The organism is Sessilibacter corallicola, assembly GCF_021290925.1.
In the GTDB taxonomy this organism is placed as follows: domain Bacteria; phylum Pseudomonadota; class Gammaproteobacteria; order Pseudomonadales; family Cellvibrionaceae; genus Sessilibacter; species Sessilibacter corallicola.
In genome coordinates, this window is the sequence record NZ_JAJSLX010000001.1 from 815,635 (window position 1) to 830,356 (window position 14,722).

The following is a 14,722-nucleotide window of genomic DNA, read 5'->3' on the forward strand; positions in this document are numbered from 1 at the left end:
TGTTTAAATAATTTATTATTAAAAGTCACAAATATAAGGCAATAAAAAGCACGTTAATTATCGACAATAATTATTATTTTCATTGCCGCAAAAAAACAAGTGAACAATGTTTTATTTGAGCAAACACTAATATTTACTGAATCTTGCGATTACCGCAATACCCTTCTCTATTTGAGCTAGTTGTACATTCACGCACCAAATTATGCTATAAACCGCAAAAAATAACGTGATGTGTTCACAGCCTAAATTTACACCGTGTTTGATCACTTTTGAATCATCACAGACGTCTACAAAAATAATGGGCTTTCAAGGAACCGTTTTTATGCCGACTCACATTAAAACAATTACCTGCCAAGTAAAAACGTTCCTTTATAATCAAGGCAAGCCGCACGCGTGGATTTACCACATTAAAGAAGGGTTTGTCTTAGTTAATGGTTTGAACGCCGAAGGCAAACACGGCATTACCGATTTGTACGGTAAAGGCAATTGGTTTGGCCCTGGATTGTTCGACTCGTCAGCCTTACAAAATGCTGAAGCTCAACCCGGCTGCGTTGTGGAACGTTATTCTAAGGAAGACTTCTCGGCGCTTCTGGCAGCACAACCACAGCAAGCTCATAGCGTTATTGAACAAATCAGTCGTCGTGAACAACAATTACAAAAGCGCTTGTTTCTTCAACAAACAGCTGCATTACCAATTAGATTGGCACAAACGCTGTCGTATTTATTTCAATTTCAAGGGCAAGCGTGTCAGCACGGGCACGACCGCGATGTGTACTTATCGCAGCAGGATTTAGCCGATATGGTCGGCGGCAGTCGTCAAAGTGTCAGTCAATTGTTATCGTCGTGGAAAAAAAGCGGCGCCATTGACTATACCCGCGGCTATATTTGCCTTGAAGACACCGTCAAACTGCACCAACTCACGGGAGAATAGAGCGAAAAACTCTGCGGTCAATCACTTCTATATTTATTAGTTTTTCAACATATTCTGCTTTTTTTACTTCTGTCAGCTAGGCGACAGACGCACTTTTCTACAGCGCTTACTATTTGCCGTACAACTAAACAATCAATGGAAGTATAACCGTGAAAAAAGCCATTATTGCCGCCGCCTGTTTAATGTTCAGTGTTAATGCACTGAGTGACGCGCCGTTAAAAAGCACGTACAAAAAGCTTGTTGATAAGGAAGGTAATATCTCGTTACCGGATGATTACCGCGAGAACTGGACCTTTTTAGGTTCGTATTTTGTTGAAGGTGCTCCAGCTGAAGGTTCTGATAAGCCAAGCTTTGATGTACACACCGTATACACCCAACCGAAAGCTGCAAAATATTACCGCAAACACGGTAAATTCCCTGACGGTGCAGTGATTCTTAAAGATGTAAACGCCACCAAAACCGAAGTTTTAACAACCGGTGTTGCACGTTATGAAGGCGATCCAAAGGTCACTTTCGCGATGGTTAAAAATACCAAAGACCGCTTTGCCGATAACAAAGCCTGGGGCGAAGGTTGGGGCTGGGCGTTATTTACGCCAGGTAATCCAGAAAGCCAAACCACAGATTGGAAAGGCGAAGGCTTTAACAACTGCCACGCTTGTCACTTACCAGTGAAAGACCAAGACTGGGTTTATAAACAGGGCTATAAATCAGTGATTGGCGAGTAAGCGAACACCGCTTAACAAGCTTTCGAGTTAGAAAAAAGTGGTAGGTTAATTGACTTACCACTTTTTTAATTTTTATTACAACGAACCGAACGCCGATTAATGCTCATCAAATAATTGAATGGCGTAACCGGTTTTTAACGCTTCTTGAATCTGCTTATCTTTGCGCTTTAACTGCAAAACTTTTCCTTTTGGCAACTGCTTGCGTTTTTCGATTACAACGTCGTAAAAGCCTTCTTTCATTACGAATAATCGAGCCAGCTGCTCTGCGCCGATTAAATCTTTGAAATCAATGTAAACAATAAATGGCGCTTCTGCATCTTTGGCAAAACCATCAATGGCTTCTTTCGTTTTTGCGGTAACTGAAAATATATACATAAATGTAATGAGAGTAACCAGCAACCCTAAAATTTATTAGCTCAAAATACGCTAGAAATTAAAAAGCTGCTGTATAAATACGTTAATAAGTTATTGTGACAGTGTGTTTTCTAACACGGCAATCAGTCGGCGAGTTTGTTCGAGCGTACCTACTGTCACCCGTAATCCGTCTTTGCCGGTATTGTCTTTTCTTGGTCGCACCAAAATTCCGGCGTTAAATAAGGCATCTTTAACACCGCTGCAATCGTCAAATAATACCAACAGATAATTAGCAACCGAGGGCCAAAACTCAATGTTCTTTTGTGCGAGAAAGCTTTCCAATAAAGGTTTGCTCTCTTCCATTATTTCTCGAACGTAGTCTTGAGTGTATTCTGGATTTTCTAACGCTGCCGTTGCCGCAACCACCGCCATTTGATTAATGTCGTAAGGGCCGCGCATGGCCAGCAAGGCGTCAACGTTACTTTGTGCCGTTAGGATGTAACCAAAGCGCAACGATGGAATGCCCCAAGTTTTGGAAAACGTACGCGTGATAACAATATTTTCAAATTCAGAGATAAGCGCTTTGGCGGTATCTTTCGAATATTCAAAATAACACTCGTCCACCAAAATGGCGGCGTTTGGCGCTGCTTCGGCCAAGGTTTTAATCGCTTCAAACGAAATTGGTGTTCCGCACGGATTGTTTGGATTGGCGGCAACAATCAGACGCGTTTTTTCATTGATTAAAGCCAAGACGTTTTGCAGTGGATAACCGCCGTCTTTGGTGTATTGCGGAGAATGTATGATTAAGTCTTCGGTTTTGGCGACCTGCGCGTAAATCGCAAACGTCGGATCAGGAATAATCACTTCATCACCAGCGCGACACGTGCCACGAATGGTTAATTCGATACCGTGGTCAGAACCGTTGGTGATCACCAGCTGGTCAGATTCAACACCGCAATAGTGCGCCAATTGGTCGGCGATATCACCGTAATTCGGGTACTGTTGCAAACGGTCGCTGTGAATAAAATCGATTAACGCCTGTTTTATTTCATGGCTAACGGGAATGGTTCGCTCGTTAAAATCCAATAAAACAAATTGATTAGCATCGCGCCCACTCAATGGGGGCTTGTATGCTGCCATGGCAGTAATGTGACTTTTAAAAATACTCACGTTTGAGGACTCTTGTATCGAACCATTAATCTGGTGTGTGAAAGTAACGTAAACCGAAATTTTTCTAATTTGGTTTTCTGAATTAATTTTCAGCGAACATTTGCGTGTTGTGGACAACTAAATTGTCACGATGAATCAACTCGTCTTCGTCTTTATAACCCAAAAGCGTTTCTATCGATTCGGTTGGCTGACCTTTGATAAGCTCAACTTCGCGAGCGCTGTAATTAACCAAGCCGCGAGCAATTTCAACGCCGGATTTATCGACGCAAACCACCATGTCACCGCGTTTAAACTGACCGACGGCTTTGCTAACACCCACAGCCAACAAACTTCGACCGTCGCGCTTAAGTACTCTGACCGCGCCATCGTCAAGAACCAGTGATCCACGTGTTTGTAGATGCCCGGCCAACCATTGTTTGCGTGCTTGAACCGGCTGTTGATTTGCCAACAACAAGGTGCCGAGATTTTCGCCGTCGTACAAACGGCTAATCACATTTTCGATTTTGCCGCCCACAATTAGGGTGTCGGTACCGGATCTTGCTGCAAGTCGCGCCGCGCGCACTTTGGTTTGCATGCCGCCTGTGCCGAGCGCCCCGGTGCCGCCGCCCGCCATTGCGTCTAGCTCAGCGGCGTTGGCGTCGGTTTCACTGATCAAGGTGGCATCTGGGTTTGAACGTGGATCGGCGGTGTACATTCCGTCTTGATCGGTGAGAATCACCAACAAATCAGCGTCGACCAAATTGGCCACCAAGGCGGCAAGGCTGTCGTTGTCACCAAAACGAATTTCATCGGTCACCACCGTGTCGTTCTCGTTCACAACCGGAATCGCTTTGATACCGACAAGGGTATTCAAGGTAGATCGAGCGTTGATGTAACGTTCACGGTTAGACAGATCATCGTGGTCTAATAAAATCTGCGCGGTGTGAATGGAGTAGCAACCAAACGCTTCTTGGTAAGTTTGCACCAAACTCATTTGCCCCACTGCTGCGGCCGCTTGTAGATCGTGAATGCTGGTTGGGCGTGTGGTCCAGCCCAAACGATTCATGCCCGCTGCAACCGCGCCCGATGACACGAGAATAATTTCGATGTCGTTGGCGTGAAGCCCTGATATTTGTTTCACCCAATTTTCAATGGCGGGACGATCAAGCTTTCTGCCATTGTCCGTTAACAGGGCACTGCCTATTTTAATCACCCAACGCTTGCGGGATTTTAAACTGCTTCGAATCGTCATACTCATATCAATCATCGGCTCGTTATCGGATGTCAAAATACAAACAACGTCTTTAATAGGTGTCGCTCATATTCCCTCGATCAGCCACTATAATTGAATAACGAGTCAGAATTAAGGTGCGTAGACAACATCAACATCGTGATCGTCGTCATCATCCCAATCATCTCCGGCTTTTGCCGCGTCACGCTGCGCTTTTCGCAACATACGAAGGGATTCAATTCGCTCACGAGCTTCTTCTTGCATTTGATTTTGAATATCAAATTCGGCCTGAGCGAGTTCTGAGTCTTCTTTTTCGGCTTCCCATACAGACTCAAGATGCTCTAGTACATCCGACGACAGCGGTCGCGTTCCGGTTTGGTTAATGGCTGCAACTCGCACCACTCGGCCCTGCCAATTCAGTTGATCGATGACTTCTTGGCATTTTGCTTCTACTTCGTCTGCCGGCAGGAGATCAATTTTGTTGAGCACCAACCACTGCTCACGCTGGGCCAGAGTCGGACTGAATTTCTCCAGTTCATCCAGAATTTTTTGGGCGTTTTCAGCAGGCGTGCTGCCGTCGTAGGGGAACATATCGACAAGATGCAACAACACGCGGCATCGAGTTAAATGTTTTAGAAAGCGAATTCCGAGGCCGGCACCTTCAGAGGCGCCTTCGATAAGACCGGGAATATCGGCAATTACAAAACTGCGGTGTTCCTGAACCTTAACCACCCCCAAATTAGGTACCAAGGTGGTAAACGGGTAGTTAGCAACTTTCGGCTTGGCCGCAGAAACAGCGCGAATAAACGTTGATTTACCGGCATTGGGTAAACCGAGCAAACCAACATCGGCTAATACGCGAAGCTCTAGCTTGATGTTGCGTGCTTCGCCTTCAGAACCGGGTGAGGTTTGGCGTGGAGCGCGATTGACACTGGATTTGAAGCGCGTGTTGCCCAAGCCGTGGAAACCGCCCTGGGCGACCTTGAGTCTTTGACCGACTTCGGTGAGATCACCCAACAGTTCTTCGGTATCGATATCGATTACGGAAGTGCCAACCGGGACTTTTAAGACCAGGTCTTCGCCTTGTGCGCCGCGACAGTCTTTGGATCGACCCGATTCGCCATTTTGAGCGCGGTATTTTGGTTGGTAGCGGTAATCAACCAGCGTATTGAGGTTTTCATCAGCGATAAGATAAACACTGCCACCGTCACCGCCGTCGCCACCGTCGGGACCACCTTTGGCGATGTATTTTTCTCGGCGGAAGCTTAAGCAACCGTTACCGCCATCGCCCGCCTTTACAAATATCGGCGCTTCGTCCACAAATTTCATGAGTGACTCCCGTCATATCGCTGTGTTGACCGAGCCGCAGCATTCCATTCCTAGAGACGGCAGTGGCCTAAAATTTATTCAATCTCAATAACAAAAAACCCCATCAATAGATGGGGTTTTTCTTAAAACTCTACTGAACCAGAATGATTACATTACTGGCAATAGGCTTAGAATCAACAGATCAATTATTGAACTGGCTCAATACTTACGTACTTACGATTCTTAGGGCCTTTAATTTCGAATTTTACAGTCCCATCTGATTTTGCAAACAAGGTATGGTCTTTACCAATACCTACGTTTACTCCTGGATGGAATTTGGTACCACGTTGACGAACCAAAATGTTACCAGCTAAAACTTCTTGACCACCGAAACGTTTTACACCTAAGCGTTTACTTTCCGAGTCGCGGCCGTTACGAGTACTACCACCTGCTTTTTTATGAGCCATTAGTTTCTACCTCTTAACTTATCCTTGAATGCCGGTAATTTTCACTTCAGTGTACCACTGACGGTGACCTTGGCGCTTCATAGAGTGCTTACGACGACGGAACTTGATGATTTTTACTTTATCAGCGCGGCCGTGGGCAACAACTTCCGCAGAAACTTTTGCACCTTCAACAACTGGCTCGCCGATTTTAACGTCATCACCATTTGCAACGAGTAAAACTTTGTCGAAATCAACAGTTTCACCGGTTGCTGCTTCAATTTTTTCTAAGCGAAGAACTTCGCCTTCAGTAACGCGGTGTTGTTTACCACCACTTACAATAACTGCATACATGCTATCTGCTCCAACAGAGTCATCGGACGCCACGAAGTAACGGGATAAACCGTTTTCTCAAACCTACTCTTACTTTATTACAGCTAGAAATAAGCTCGAACTACTTGCGGCGTGTACTTTCAAGGGGCGTGGATTCTAATGGATTGTCGCTCAGCTTACAACCAATTTCTGTTCTGGTGCGTAGGTGTAACCAAACCCTCTGTCGGCAATCAATGTGATCAGGAACTCACATCAATTAAAGCAGAGAAAAAATTTAACGCCATTTCACAAAAATTTAGGCGACCGCTAATATCCATTGTGTATAAAAAAAAGCATTTTAACCTACTGCAAAGGGATGTGTGCTAATTTAGCCGCTCATGTCTTGACGGGTTCTGTTTGCCTGCCTAGGATGCAGCCTAATTTTTTTACAGTGTACTGACTTTATCAATGTTGTCCTTTCATAACGTAGTCCGCGAAGACTTTGAAGCCGTCAATCAGTTAATCATCGACCAGCTTCACTCAGATGTTGATCTGGTAGAAAACATCGGCCATTACCTAGTAGAAGCGGGCGGAAAGCGCCTGCGTCCTTTATTGGTGTTGCTGTGTGCTAAGGCACTGGGTTACAGCGATAAACAGCATCTCAGTCTTGCTGCCATTATTGAGTTTATTCACACCGCTACCTTGCTGCACGACGACGTTGTCGATATGTCCGAGTTGCGTCGAGGCAGACCCACGGCGAACGCTAATTGGGGTAACGCACCGAGCGTGCTAGTGGGCGATTTCCTCTACAGCCGCGCCTTCCAGATGATGGTTGCCATCGGCAGCATGGACATTATGGCAATACTCTCAAACACAACTAACGTTATTTCTGAGGGTGAAGTTCAGCAATTAGTCAATGCAAAAGACCCCGATGTCACCGAGGCGTCATATTTTACAGTTATCAATAAGAAAACTGCGGCATTATTTGAAGCAGCGTGCGAAACCGCGATGGTATTATGCGATGCGTCGGCAGAACAACGTGCCGCGCTTGCCGCTTACGGCAGCCATTTAGGCATTGCATTCCAGTTAGTGGATGACACCCTCGACTATGAGGGCGATGCGGAATCTTTGGGTAAAAACGTGGGCGACGACCTCGCCGAGGGCAAGCCAACTTTACCATTAATTTACGCAATGGCTCATTCCAGCGAAGAAGAAAGTACTATCATTGCCGATGCCATTCGCCAAGGTAGCGTTGAACATTTGAGCAAAATCGTCGAACTGGTAAGATCGTCGGGTGGATTAGCTTACACTCATCAACAAGCTGAACTTCATGTTCAAAAAGCGAAGGAATCATTGCAGGTTCTTCCGCCAAGTGACTACCGCAGCGCGATGGAGGACTTGGCAAACTTTGCCATTAGTCGGACAAATTAGCACTCAAACCGAAGCAAGGACAACAAGCGAGGGACAAAGCAAACAATGAACACACCAGAGAGCTATGACTACCCGAGCTGGGAACCTTTAAAAAAACACGCCAATGATTGGTCAACCTCTCTGGCCAATCTCTTCAACCAAGACCCCGAACGCAGCAACCGATACACGCTCTCTGTCGGCGGCCTCTATCTCGATTACTCCAAAAATCACATCGATGACAAAGCACTAACGCTTTTGAACTCCGTTGCCCAAGAAGCGGGATTACCGGAGGCCATCAAAGCGCTTTTTCGCGGCGATATCGTTAACAATACTGAGCACCGCCCGGCTCTGCATACCGCGTTGCGCTCCCCCAAGCTTAGCCCGAGCGACAAAAAGGACTGTGTTAACAAAGCACAGGAGCAAGTGGCAACGGTTGTCGAAAAGGTCCACAACGGACGTTGGAAAGGCTTTAACGGCAAAAGAATTACTCACGTCGTTAACATAGGTATTGGCGGCTCTGATCTCGGCCCACGTATGGTCGTGAATGCGCTGAAAGACTACCAAGTCGATTCCATTGAGGTACTGTTCGTCGCCAACATTGACGGCTCTGACCTATGCGATCAGATAGAACATTTAAACCCAGAATCAACGCTGTTTATCGTTGCGTCTAAATCTTTCTCTACCTTAGAAACCAAAGAAAATGCCCTGGCAGCGCGCCAATGGCTGCTCACCAACGGTTGCCCGGTCGAACAACTTCACTGCCACTTTATTGCCGTAAGCAGCAACATCGAAGCAGCGGTGGAATTTGGTATTGCCGAAGATCATATTTTGCCGATGTGGGATTGGGTTGGCGGCCGCTATTCTCTGTGGTCTGCCATTGGTATTCCCATCGCTATGGCATTGGGTGTGGATAACTTCAAAGCGTTGCTCGCAGGCGCAGAGGTCATGGACGAGCACTTTCACAGTGCCGATCTGGCCGACAACATGCCTGCAACTTTAGCGCTACTGGCGTTTTGGTACAGCTCAAACTGGGGTTATGAAAGCCAAGCCATTTTGCCGTATGTTCAGCGCCTACATCGTTTGCCTGCGTATTTGCAGCAATTGGATATGGAAAGCTTGGGTAAGCGCGTTGATCGCAACGGTAACGATTTAACGGACAATTCGGGTCTGATTTTATGGGGAACCGAAGGCACCAATGGTCAGCATTCTTTCCATCAGTTATTACACCAAGGCACACGCAAAGTGTTGGTGGATTTTATCGCCAGTATAAAACCCACTAGCGAGCTAGAAACACACCACCATTATTTAATGGCCAACTGTATCGGCCAATCCCAAGCACTTCTTGAGGGTAAATCCCTCGCGCAAGCGAAAAAAGAATTGCTAGAGGCCGGTTACGACCAAAAAGCCACAGACGATATTGCCCCACACAAAGTCATTCCTGGCAACCGCCCAAGCAACACCATTTTAATGAACGAATTATCGCCGCATTCATTAGGATCGCTCATTGCGCTTTATGAGCATAAAGTCTATTGTTTAGGTGTACTTTGGAATTTAAATCCATTCGACCAATGGGGGGTGGAACTAGGAAAACAACTGGGTTTGAAGATTTACCCCGCAATTACCTCAGGTGATTGTGATTCTGGCTGGGACAGCTCAACCAAGAATTTGATTCGAAAACTCACGTCTTAATTTTTCTAGCCAGACGATCGCTTTGACTACCATCGTTGATAAAAAAGATCCAAGCAACACTCACGTATCAAAGCGTATTGCTTTAATTACCGTTGGTTGGATCGCTTTAATTTTGGGGGTGATCGGTATTTTTTTACCATTGCTTCCAACCACGCCTTTTATTCTTCTCGCCTCTTGGTGCTTTGCAAGATCGAGCCGTTATTTTCATAACTTCTTAATTAATAACGCCACCTTTGGCCCTATGATTCAACGTTGGGAAGCCGGCCAAGGCATCACCCGAACCATACGTAATCGCGCGGTTACCATGCTCTGGTTAACCATGATGTTATCCATGTGGATTATTGGTAAATGGTGGGCTATGGCACTGCTAACAACCATCGGTTTGTGCACAACCTGCTACTTATTCCGAATGACCCGAGACGACCCCGTTGAAGAATCCGTTGCTAATTCGAAAAAACACGGATTAATCCCCTAAAGAATTTTCTGATACCGCCGTTAATTGTTAATTTAAAATAAACTATTTTTCTGAGAAGTTTTCACTAATAAAGCACTCCAGAACATCACACCCAAAATGCCGAATGCCAGCGCGTGTTTGAGCCGCTTGTTATATTTTTATAATTCATGTCGTTCAATAAACTCTTTGAATTCTTTGAAAAACTTATCTAAAGCATCATGAGGGTTCGCAGACATGTGATTAATATTGCGTGCCCAGCCATGCGTTGTCCTAATGCTATATTTATTATCAATAAACACATTAAAGCACTTTATGATGAAATGAGCATCAGGGTCATTACTTGTGTGAAGATAGCCATCCAAAAAGGTAGAAAAATACATTATATGTTTTTCTGGCAACCACATTAACGGTCTTCGCTCTATTTCACGGATAATCTCTGGTAATGATTTTGTGCTTAAATCGATTACATTAATTCTAGATGCTTCGTAGTCATTATCCATTGTGATTACCTAGCAAATATAACGTCGTTGTAAGGGGCAACTGTGCAGTTGTGGGCTCGTTATCTATGCTTGTACTGAGTTGGGCAATAGCCTCTAGTAATTTCTGAACTACGTAATTTTTTATGTTTTGTCTTACGACCTGAAACCCTACTACGCCAAAGTTTAAAGCTACTTGCCTTAAGCCGCCCCCGCATAAACCTAATAACTTCAGATTCGTTTAAGCCAAATTGAGAATATATCGCCTCAAACGGTGTGCGATCTTCCCATGCCATTTCTATAATTCGTGATTCAATTCCAGAGTCTATCTTCATTTAAAATAACTTATTTTTGAGACAGCTCTTTTTACGTTCAAACTCTAATTTTGGTTTAGGCGACTAATAAACAACTAACGCCCCAATAAGGGGCTGATAAATGCTTGGCTAAACTGTGTAGCGGAGCGGAACCGAGCCAAGCTTTAGCAGTCGCTTGTTAGGGCTTGGGTGCCTTAGAGAAGTCGATGAACTGCCGAGCTCCTTGCTTAAACTCTTGAAGTTCATCGAACATCCCTCTAGTTTCGGGAGGTAACGAATTACAAGCAACAGAAGAACGTGAACGCTTTATTAATTCCGCTCTCGTTTGCAACCTATTGTTTTTATTGGCTTTAGATTCTTTCATTGCTCTAGAAAACTGACTATTTCTGCATCAGTAATTGTTTGCTTACAAAATGCAGTAATTCTTCGTTGAGGAGAATCACCGTTTTTACGATACGCTTTTGAAGAGCGCATATTACATATACTAATAGTCTTCGTCACACCGTCAAGCTCCTGCTGCCAAGTTCTTTCTTCTTCCGTGGGTATATACCTCCAGTGTAGGATTGAACCATTGATATCAGCTATTGCATTGACTACTTCGATGGCAGCACCGTACCTATCCCCAGGGTTAGGCTTTAGGCATTTGTTTATAACTTTTTGTAGTTTCTTAGGAATATGCAGCGGATATGCCTTTCTATCAGGAAATTTCCCCGCTATTACATCGCGAGCAAACTGCTCTCCCGTTTCATAAACTCCAAACTGCTGGTCAAATAATTGATTACCAACACACATTCTGTACATCGTCAATCCAATCTGATAAATATCAAATCTGTTATCAAAAGCTTTTTCTCTATTTCCGAAGACTTCAGGAGGCATTTGCTTAACATAGAGTAATGGTTGTTGCGCAATACCGTCTGCATCCATAACTTTGGTTAACCCAAAATCAGCTAGAAGAGCTTCATTTCGGTCAGAAATCAAAATATTGTCCGGCTTGATGTCAAAATGAATTAACCCTTTAGAATGTACATTGTGCAACCCATTTAGAGCGTGTGACGAATACCTAATGATTTCTTTAACTGTCAAAAAACGATTATCTATAAGCCGCTTCAACGATCCATTCTTATAAAATGGAGAGGCAACATATATTCGGTCATCATCTTCGCAAGCATAGCTAACCTGAACAACATTGGGGTGTGTACTTGTATACAATGTACGAGCTTCAGAAAAGTACTCATCAGCACTGAAGCCTGGGGTTTTCTCTACTTCTTTTATCACCATTTCGGCATCTAAGTACTCATCGTGAACACGGTAGACTTTGGAGTTTTGACCCTCCTGACCTATTTCCTCGATTTTCCTGAACGATACTTGAGCTTTTTGATATGGAAACATTATGCTATGCCTCCCATAGCAACCAAGGCAGCCTCTCTAGAATTTTGTGTGGTCAATAGATCCCAATTAACTATAACCGAAAAGTTGGATTTACCTCTAAATACCTCGTCAAGCTCTTCAGTTTTCATTTTCAATCTAGACGCAATTGATACTTTTCTTCCCGTGAAGTAACTTTCGACATCACTACTTGAAAATGCTTCTTGGATTACCCCTTCAATGTGAAGTCTGGTTACGTCGAGGTTTTGTGAATTTGCTTCCGCAACACGTATTCCCGCAATAGAAATTCCGTACTCCCGTAAGATGTCTAGAACACAATTTCGGATATATTTTAGCTTTTCCGGGAAATCTAATGCAGCTGGGACTTTAATTACTTCATTATTAATTATTGTGAATCGATCGCCTTCACATTCAATAACAACAAATGTTGTTTTCTTGGGTTCTACTCTAATTCCCAAAATGTTCATTTCTTATATCATTCCTTAATACAAATTCTTATCTCAAGGACGGGCGAGCCCTAACGCTTTGCTAAGCGGCAATAAAATAGCTGGCTAAAATTAGCGAGGTACGAACAAAAGCCAGCTATTTTTTTGTCTGTTTAAGCAAATTGTTATATTTTTGTTGGGATGCCTTTACGACTAGATGTCATAGCCCATTGTTTTATTAAACTTAAAAAAGCCCAAACATCACCAGATGTTGGTTTAACATACGTTGAAGATTCTGGGTTTTCCCCCATTTTTTCAAAAATCTCTACCAGCCATTTTGGTCCATGACCTGATGCTTCAAGTGGTTTTAACCAACTTTCTAATTCACCGTCTGGGACAACAAAAAGTCCATAGTCAGCCAATTGTTGAAGTAAATTTTGAGCAGCCTCCTTTTCTTCGGCAGGGAGCGCAGATATTCCACCATCTCTTTTCATATCAATGGATTCGTCTGTAAATTTTTGCTTAATAGATTGACGAATTGACCCCAAAGGAGTTTGAGATATTTGTGGAATAAATCCACTACTTAAAAAATTACTCCAAACCTGACCACCTTCTTTTAAAATATCAACATCAACTATTGCAGCTGCCGGAATACCTAATTCGCGCAAAGGTTTTATTATTTGGTGTACTGTTTGTTTATTTTGAGCATTAATAAATAGGCAGCTAGATATTCCATTATCAGGTGAGTATTTAAGCAATCTATCGTTAATCTCTTGATAGAAGGCTCTATCTGCATCTGATTCTGTAACAATTACAGCTTCATAAAAAAGGCCATCGACCACACTAGTAGATCTTAAAAGAGGGTTTCTCATCAGCTTCAATAAATTATCATTTGGCAATAGTCGGGCAGTTGCATCCCCTTGAGAATAGGTCAATCGAACAATATTAATCGGTACTCCTGATTGAACACACCCCATAATAAAATTTGAGCTATGAGTAGAAACAAAAATGTTCTTGTTTTGGCTCGCAGCTGTTACGGACACTTCTTTGCCTAACTTATATGAGAGAGAAGGATGTAGAAAAGCTTCAGGCTCATCAACTAATAGCACCATAGGGTCACCAGCAACAAGTTCTAAAACAATACCAGTAAATGCTTTTACACCATCACTTAATTCGTCAATTTTCTTTGCTCGACTATGAAATTGAACAGCTTCACTATGAACACCACGCTCTTCCATTTCACTTGCTGGTGCACTTTCAGATAAGCGGACTTTAAGTTTACCTAAATCCGTTGGGTCAATAACAAAATGAAGGTTAAATGCATCATGCACGATACGTCTGACTTCTCTTCTTTTTTCATCATCGCGAAAAAGAGCACTTAAGCTATTTTCTGGAGGAGATTGTAAGTTTCCGCCTTGTTGCTCTCTTACCAATTGCATCCGCCCCTGACCATCAAGCAATAAGGTATTAAACTTTAAAAACCATTGGCAAAACAACTGTCTGAAATAATCTGTATTGTTTTGACTTATAGATTGGAATAGGCTTGATTTTTCAATTTGTATACGTTCATTATAATTACCAACAATCAAACTTCCTTCTGAAACTGACTCGTGTTCGTTTGGCTCTTTTGTGAAGTGAGCTAATTTTTCTTCAAATCTACCTTGCTCGATACTTTTAAGAATAGCTTCATCAATGATAACATTTCTCGCATCAAGGTTTCCTTCTCTACAAAATTGTTGAATCTCTTTTAATACTTTTGATTTTCCCGAATTATTGGGACCGACAAATACAGTTATAGGCGTGACATTCAAATCAAGGGGATTTTCGCCAACCCAACTACCAAATTTTAATTTTATACGATCTAACACCCCAACTCCTGTGAAAAATATAACGCCATTGTAAATTACAGTTTTGGAGGAGCTCGTTTGTGCTATAAAGCACAAAAAGGAGCAACGGATAAGCTGTTACTGTTACCAGTCTTATTATGACTGTAATTTACTACCAGTTTTGTCTACCCGATAAATAGCATAAACAAGAGGTACCAAAACACCAAAGCTTACAATAGTTGATAGGTAAAAACCTAAATATGAAAGCTGCAACACCATCACTAAACAT

At 43.3% G+C, this 14,722-nt stretch carries 16 protein-coding genes; 5 read left to right on the forward strand and 11 right to left on the reverse strand.

What is annotated here, in order from left to right; genetic code table 11:
• Positions 1-322 precede the first annotated feature (322 nt).
• Together LU361_RS03330 and LU361_RS03335 are read left to right on the forward strand one after the other, a co-directional pair.
• Positions 323-931 carry a Crp/Fnr family transcriptional regulator gene (locus LU361_RS03330; RefSeq protein ID WP_233086897.1) on the forward strand — a complete coding sequence of 203 codons (609 nt, stop codon included), beginning with the start codon at positions 323-325 and terminating at the stop codon, positions 929-931.
• A 149-nt stretch (positions 932-1,080) separates the two neighbouring features.
• Complete coding sequence (locus LU361_RS03335; protein ID WP_233086898.1) at positions 1,081-1,656, forward strand: cytochrome P460 family protein; 576 nt, start codon at positions 1,081-1,083, stop codon at positions 1,654-1,656.
• Between the two features lie 96 nt (positions 1,657-1,752).
• Here the strand turns inward: LU361_RS03335 and LU361_RS03340 are convergent, their stop codons facing one another.
• From LU361_RS03340 to rplU, 6 genes are all read right to left on the reverse strand, one after another.
• On the reverse strand, positions 1,753-2,031 hold the full coding sequence (locus tag LU361_RS03340) for a hypothetical protein (RefSeq protein WP_233086899.1): 279 nt from the start codon (positions 2,029-2,031) through the stop codon (positions 1,753-1,755).
• Positions 2,032-2,121: 90 nt separating this feature from the next.
• On the reverse strand, positions 2,122-3,180 hold the full coding sequence (locus LU361_RS03345) for a pyridoxal phosphate-dependent aminotransferase (protein ID WP_233086900.1): 1,059 nt from the start codon (positions 3,178-3,180) through the stop codon (positions 2,122-2,124).
• Between the two features lie 82 nt (positions 3,181-3,262).
• Positions 3,263-4,411 carry a glutamate 5-kinase gene (proB, locus tag LU361_RS03350; protein ID WP_233088192.1) on the reverse strand — a complete coding sequence of 383 codons (1,149 nt, stop codon included), beginning with the start codon at positions 4,409-4,411 and terminating at the stop codon, positions 3,263-3,265.
• Positions 4,412-4,522: 111 nt separating this feature from the next.
• Positions 4,523-5,719, reverse strand: coding sequence for an Obg family GTPase CgtA (gene cgtA, locus LU361_RS03355; RefSeq protein ID WP_233086901.1), 1,197 nt, complete (start codon positions 5,717-5,719; stop codon positions 4,523-4,525).
• Positions 5,720-5,904: 185 nt separating this feature from the next.
• On the reverse strand, positions 5,905-6,165 hold the full coding sequence (rpmA, locus tag LU361_RS03360; RefSeq protein WP_233086902.1) for a 50S ribosomal protein L27: 261 nt from the start codon (positions 6,163-6,165) through the stop codon (positions 5,905-5,907).
• An 18-nt stretch (positions 6,166-6,183) separates the two neighbouring features.
• The gene (gene rplU, locus LU361_RS03365; RefSeq protein ID WP_233086903.1) at positions 6,184-6,495 is read right to left on the reverse strand and encodes a 50S ribosomal protein L21; all 312 of its coding nucleotides are present in this window, start codon (positions 6,493-6,495) and stop codon (positions 6,184-6,186) included.
• Between the two features lie 426 nt (positions 6,496-6,921).
• Between rplU and LU361_RS03370 the strand changes: the two genes are divergently transcribed.
• From LU361_RS03370 to LU361_RS03380, 3 genes are read left to right on the forward strand one after another with little or no spacing between them, the layout of a single operon-like run.
• A complete protein-coding gene (locus LU361_RS03370) occupies positions 6,922-7,884 on the forward strand; it encodes a polyprenyl synthetase family protein (protein WP_233086904.1) in 963 nt (320 codons plus the stop codon).
• Between the two features lie 45 nt (positions 7,885-7,929).
• The gene (gene pgi, locus LU361_RS03375; RefSeq protein ID WP_233086905.1) at positions 7,930-9,552 is read left to right on the forward strand and encodes a glucose-6-phosphate isomerase; all 1,623 of its coding nucleotides are present in this window, start codon (positions 7,930-7,932) and stop codon (positions 9,550-9,552) included.
• Positions 9,553-9,574: 22 nt separating this feature from the next.
• Entirely contained in the window at positions 9,575-10,027 is a 453-nt protein-coding gene (locus LU361_RS03380) for a YbaN family protein (RefSeq protein WP_233086906.1), read from the forward strand.
• Between the two features lie 137 nt (positions 10,028-10,164).
• Here the strand turns inward: LU361_RS03380 and LU361_RS03385 are convergent, their stop codons facing one another.
• The 5 genes from LU361_RS03385 to LU361_RS03405 all read right to left on the reverse strand — a co-directional run bounded on the left by LU361_RS03385 (position 10,165) and on the right by LU361_RS03405 (position 14,475).
• Complete coding sequence (locus tag LU361_RS03385; protein WP_233086907.1) at positions 10,165-10,506, reverse strand: hypothetical protein; 342 nt, start codon at positions 10,504-10,506, stop codon at positions 10,165-10,167.
• 59 nt (positions 10,507-10,565) lie between these two features.
• A complete protein-coding gene (locus LU361_RS03390) occupies positions 10,566-10,817 on the reverse strand; it encodes a TIGR03643 family protein (RefSeq protein WP_233086908.1) in 252 nt (83 codons plus the stop codon).
• Positions 10,818-11,156: 339 nt separating this feature from the next.
• A complete protein-coding gene (locus LU361_RS03395; RefSeq protein WP_233086909.1) occupies positions 11,157-12,185 on the reverse strand; it encodes a serine/threonine-protein kinase in 1,029 nt (342 codons plus the stop codon).
• The gene (locus LU361_RS03400; RefSeq protein ID WP_233086910.1) at positions 12,185-12,649 is read right to left on the reverse strand and encodes a RuvC family protein; all 465 of its coding nucleotides are present in this window, start codon (positions 12,647-12,649) and stop codon (positions 12,185-12,187) included. Before LU361_RS03400 ends, LU361_RS03395 begins: the two co-directional genes overlap by 1 nt.
• A gap of 143 nt (positions 12,650-12,792) precedes the next feature.
• A complete protein-coding gene (locus LU361_RS03405; RefSeq protein ID WP_233086911.1) occupies positions 12,793-14,475 on the reverse strand; it encodes an ATP-dependent nuclease in 1,683 nt (560 codons plus the stop codon).
• Between the last annotated feature and the right edge of the window lie 247 nt (positions 14,476-14,722).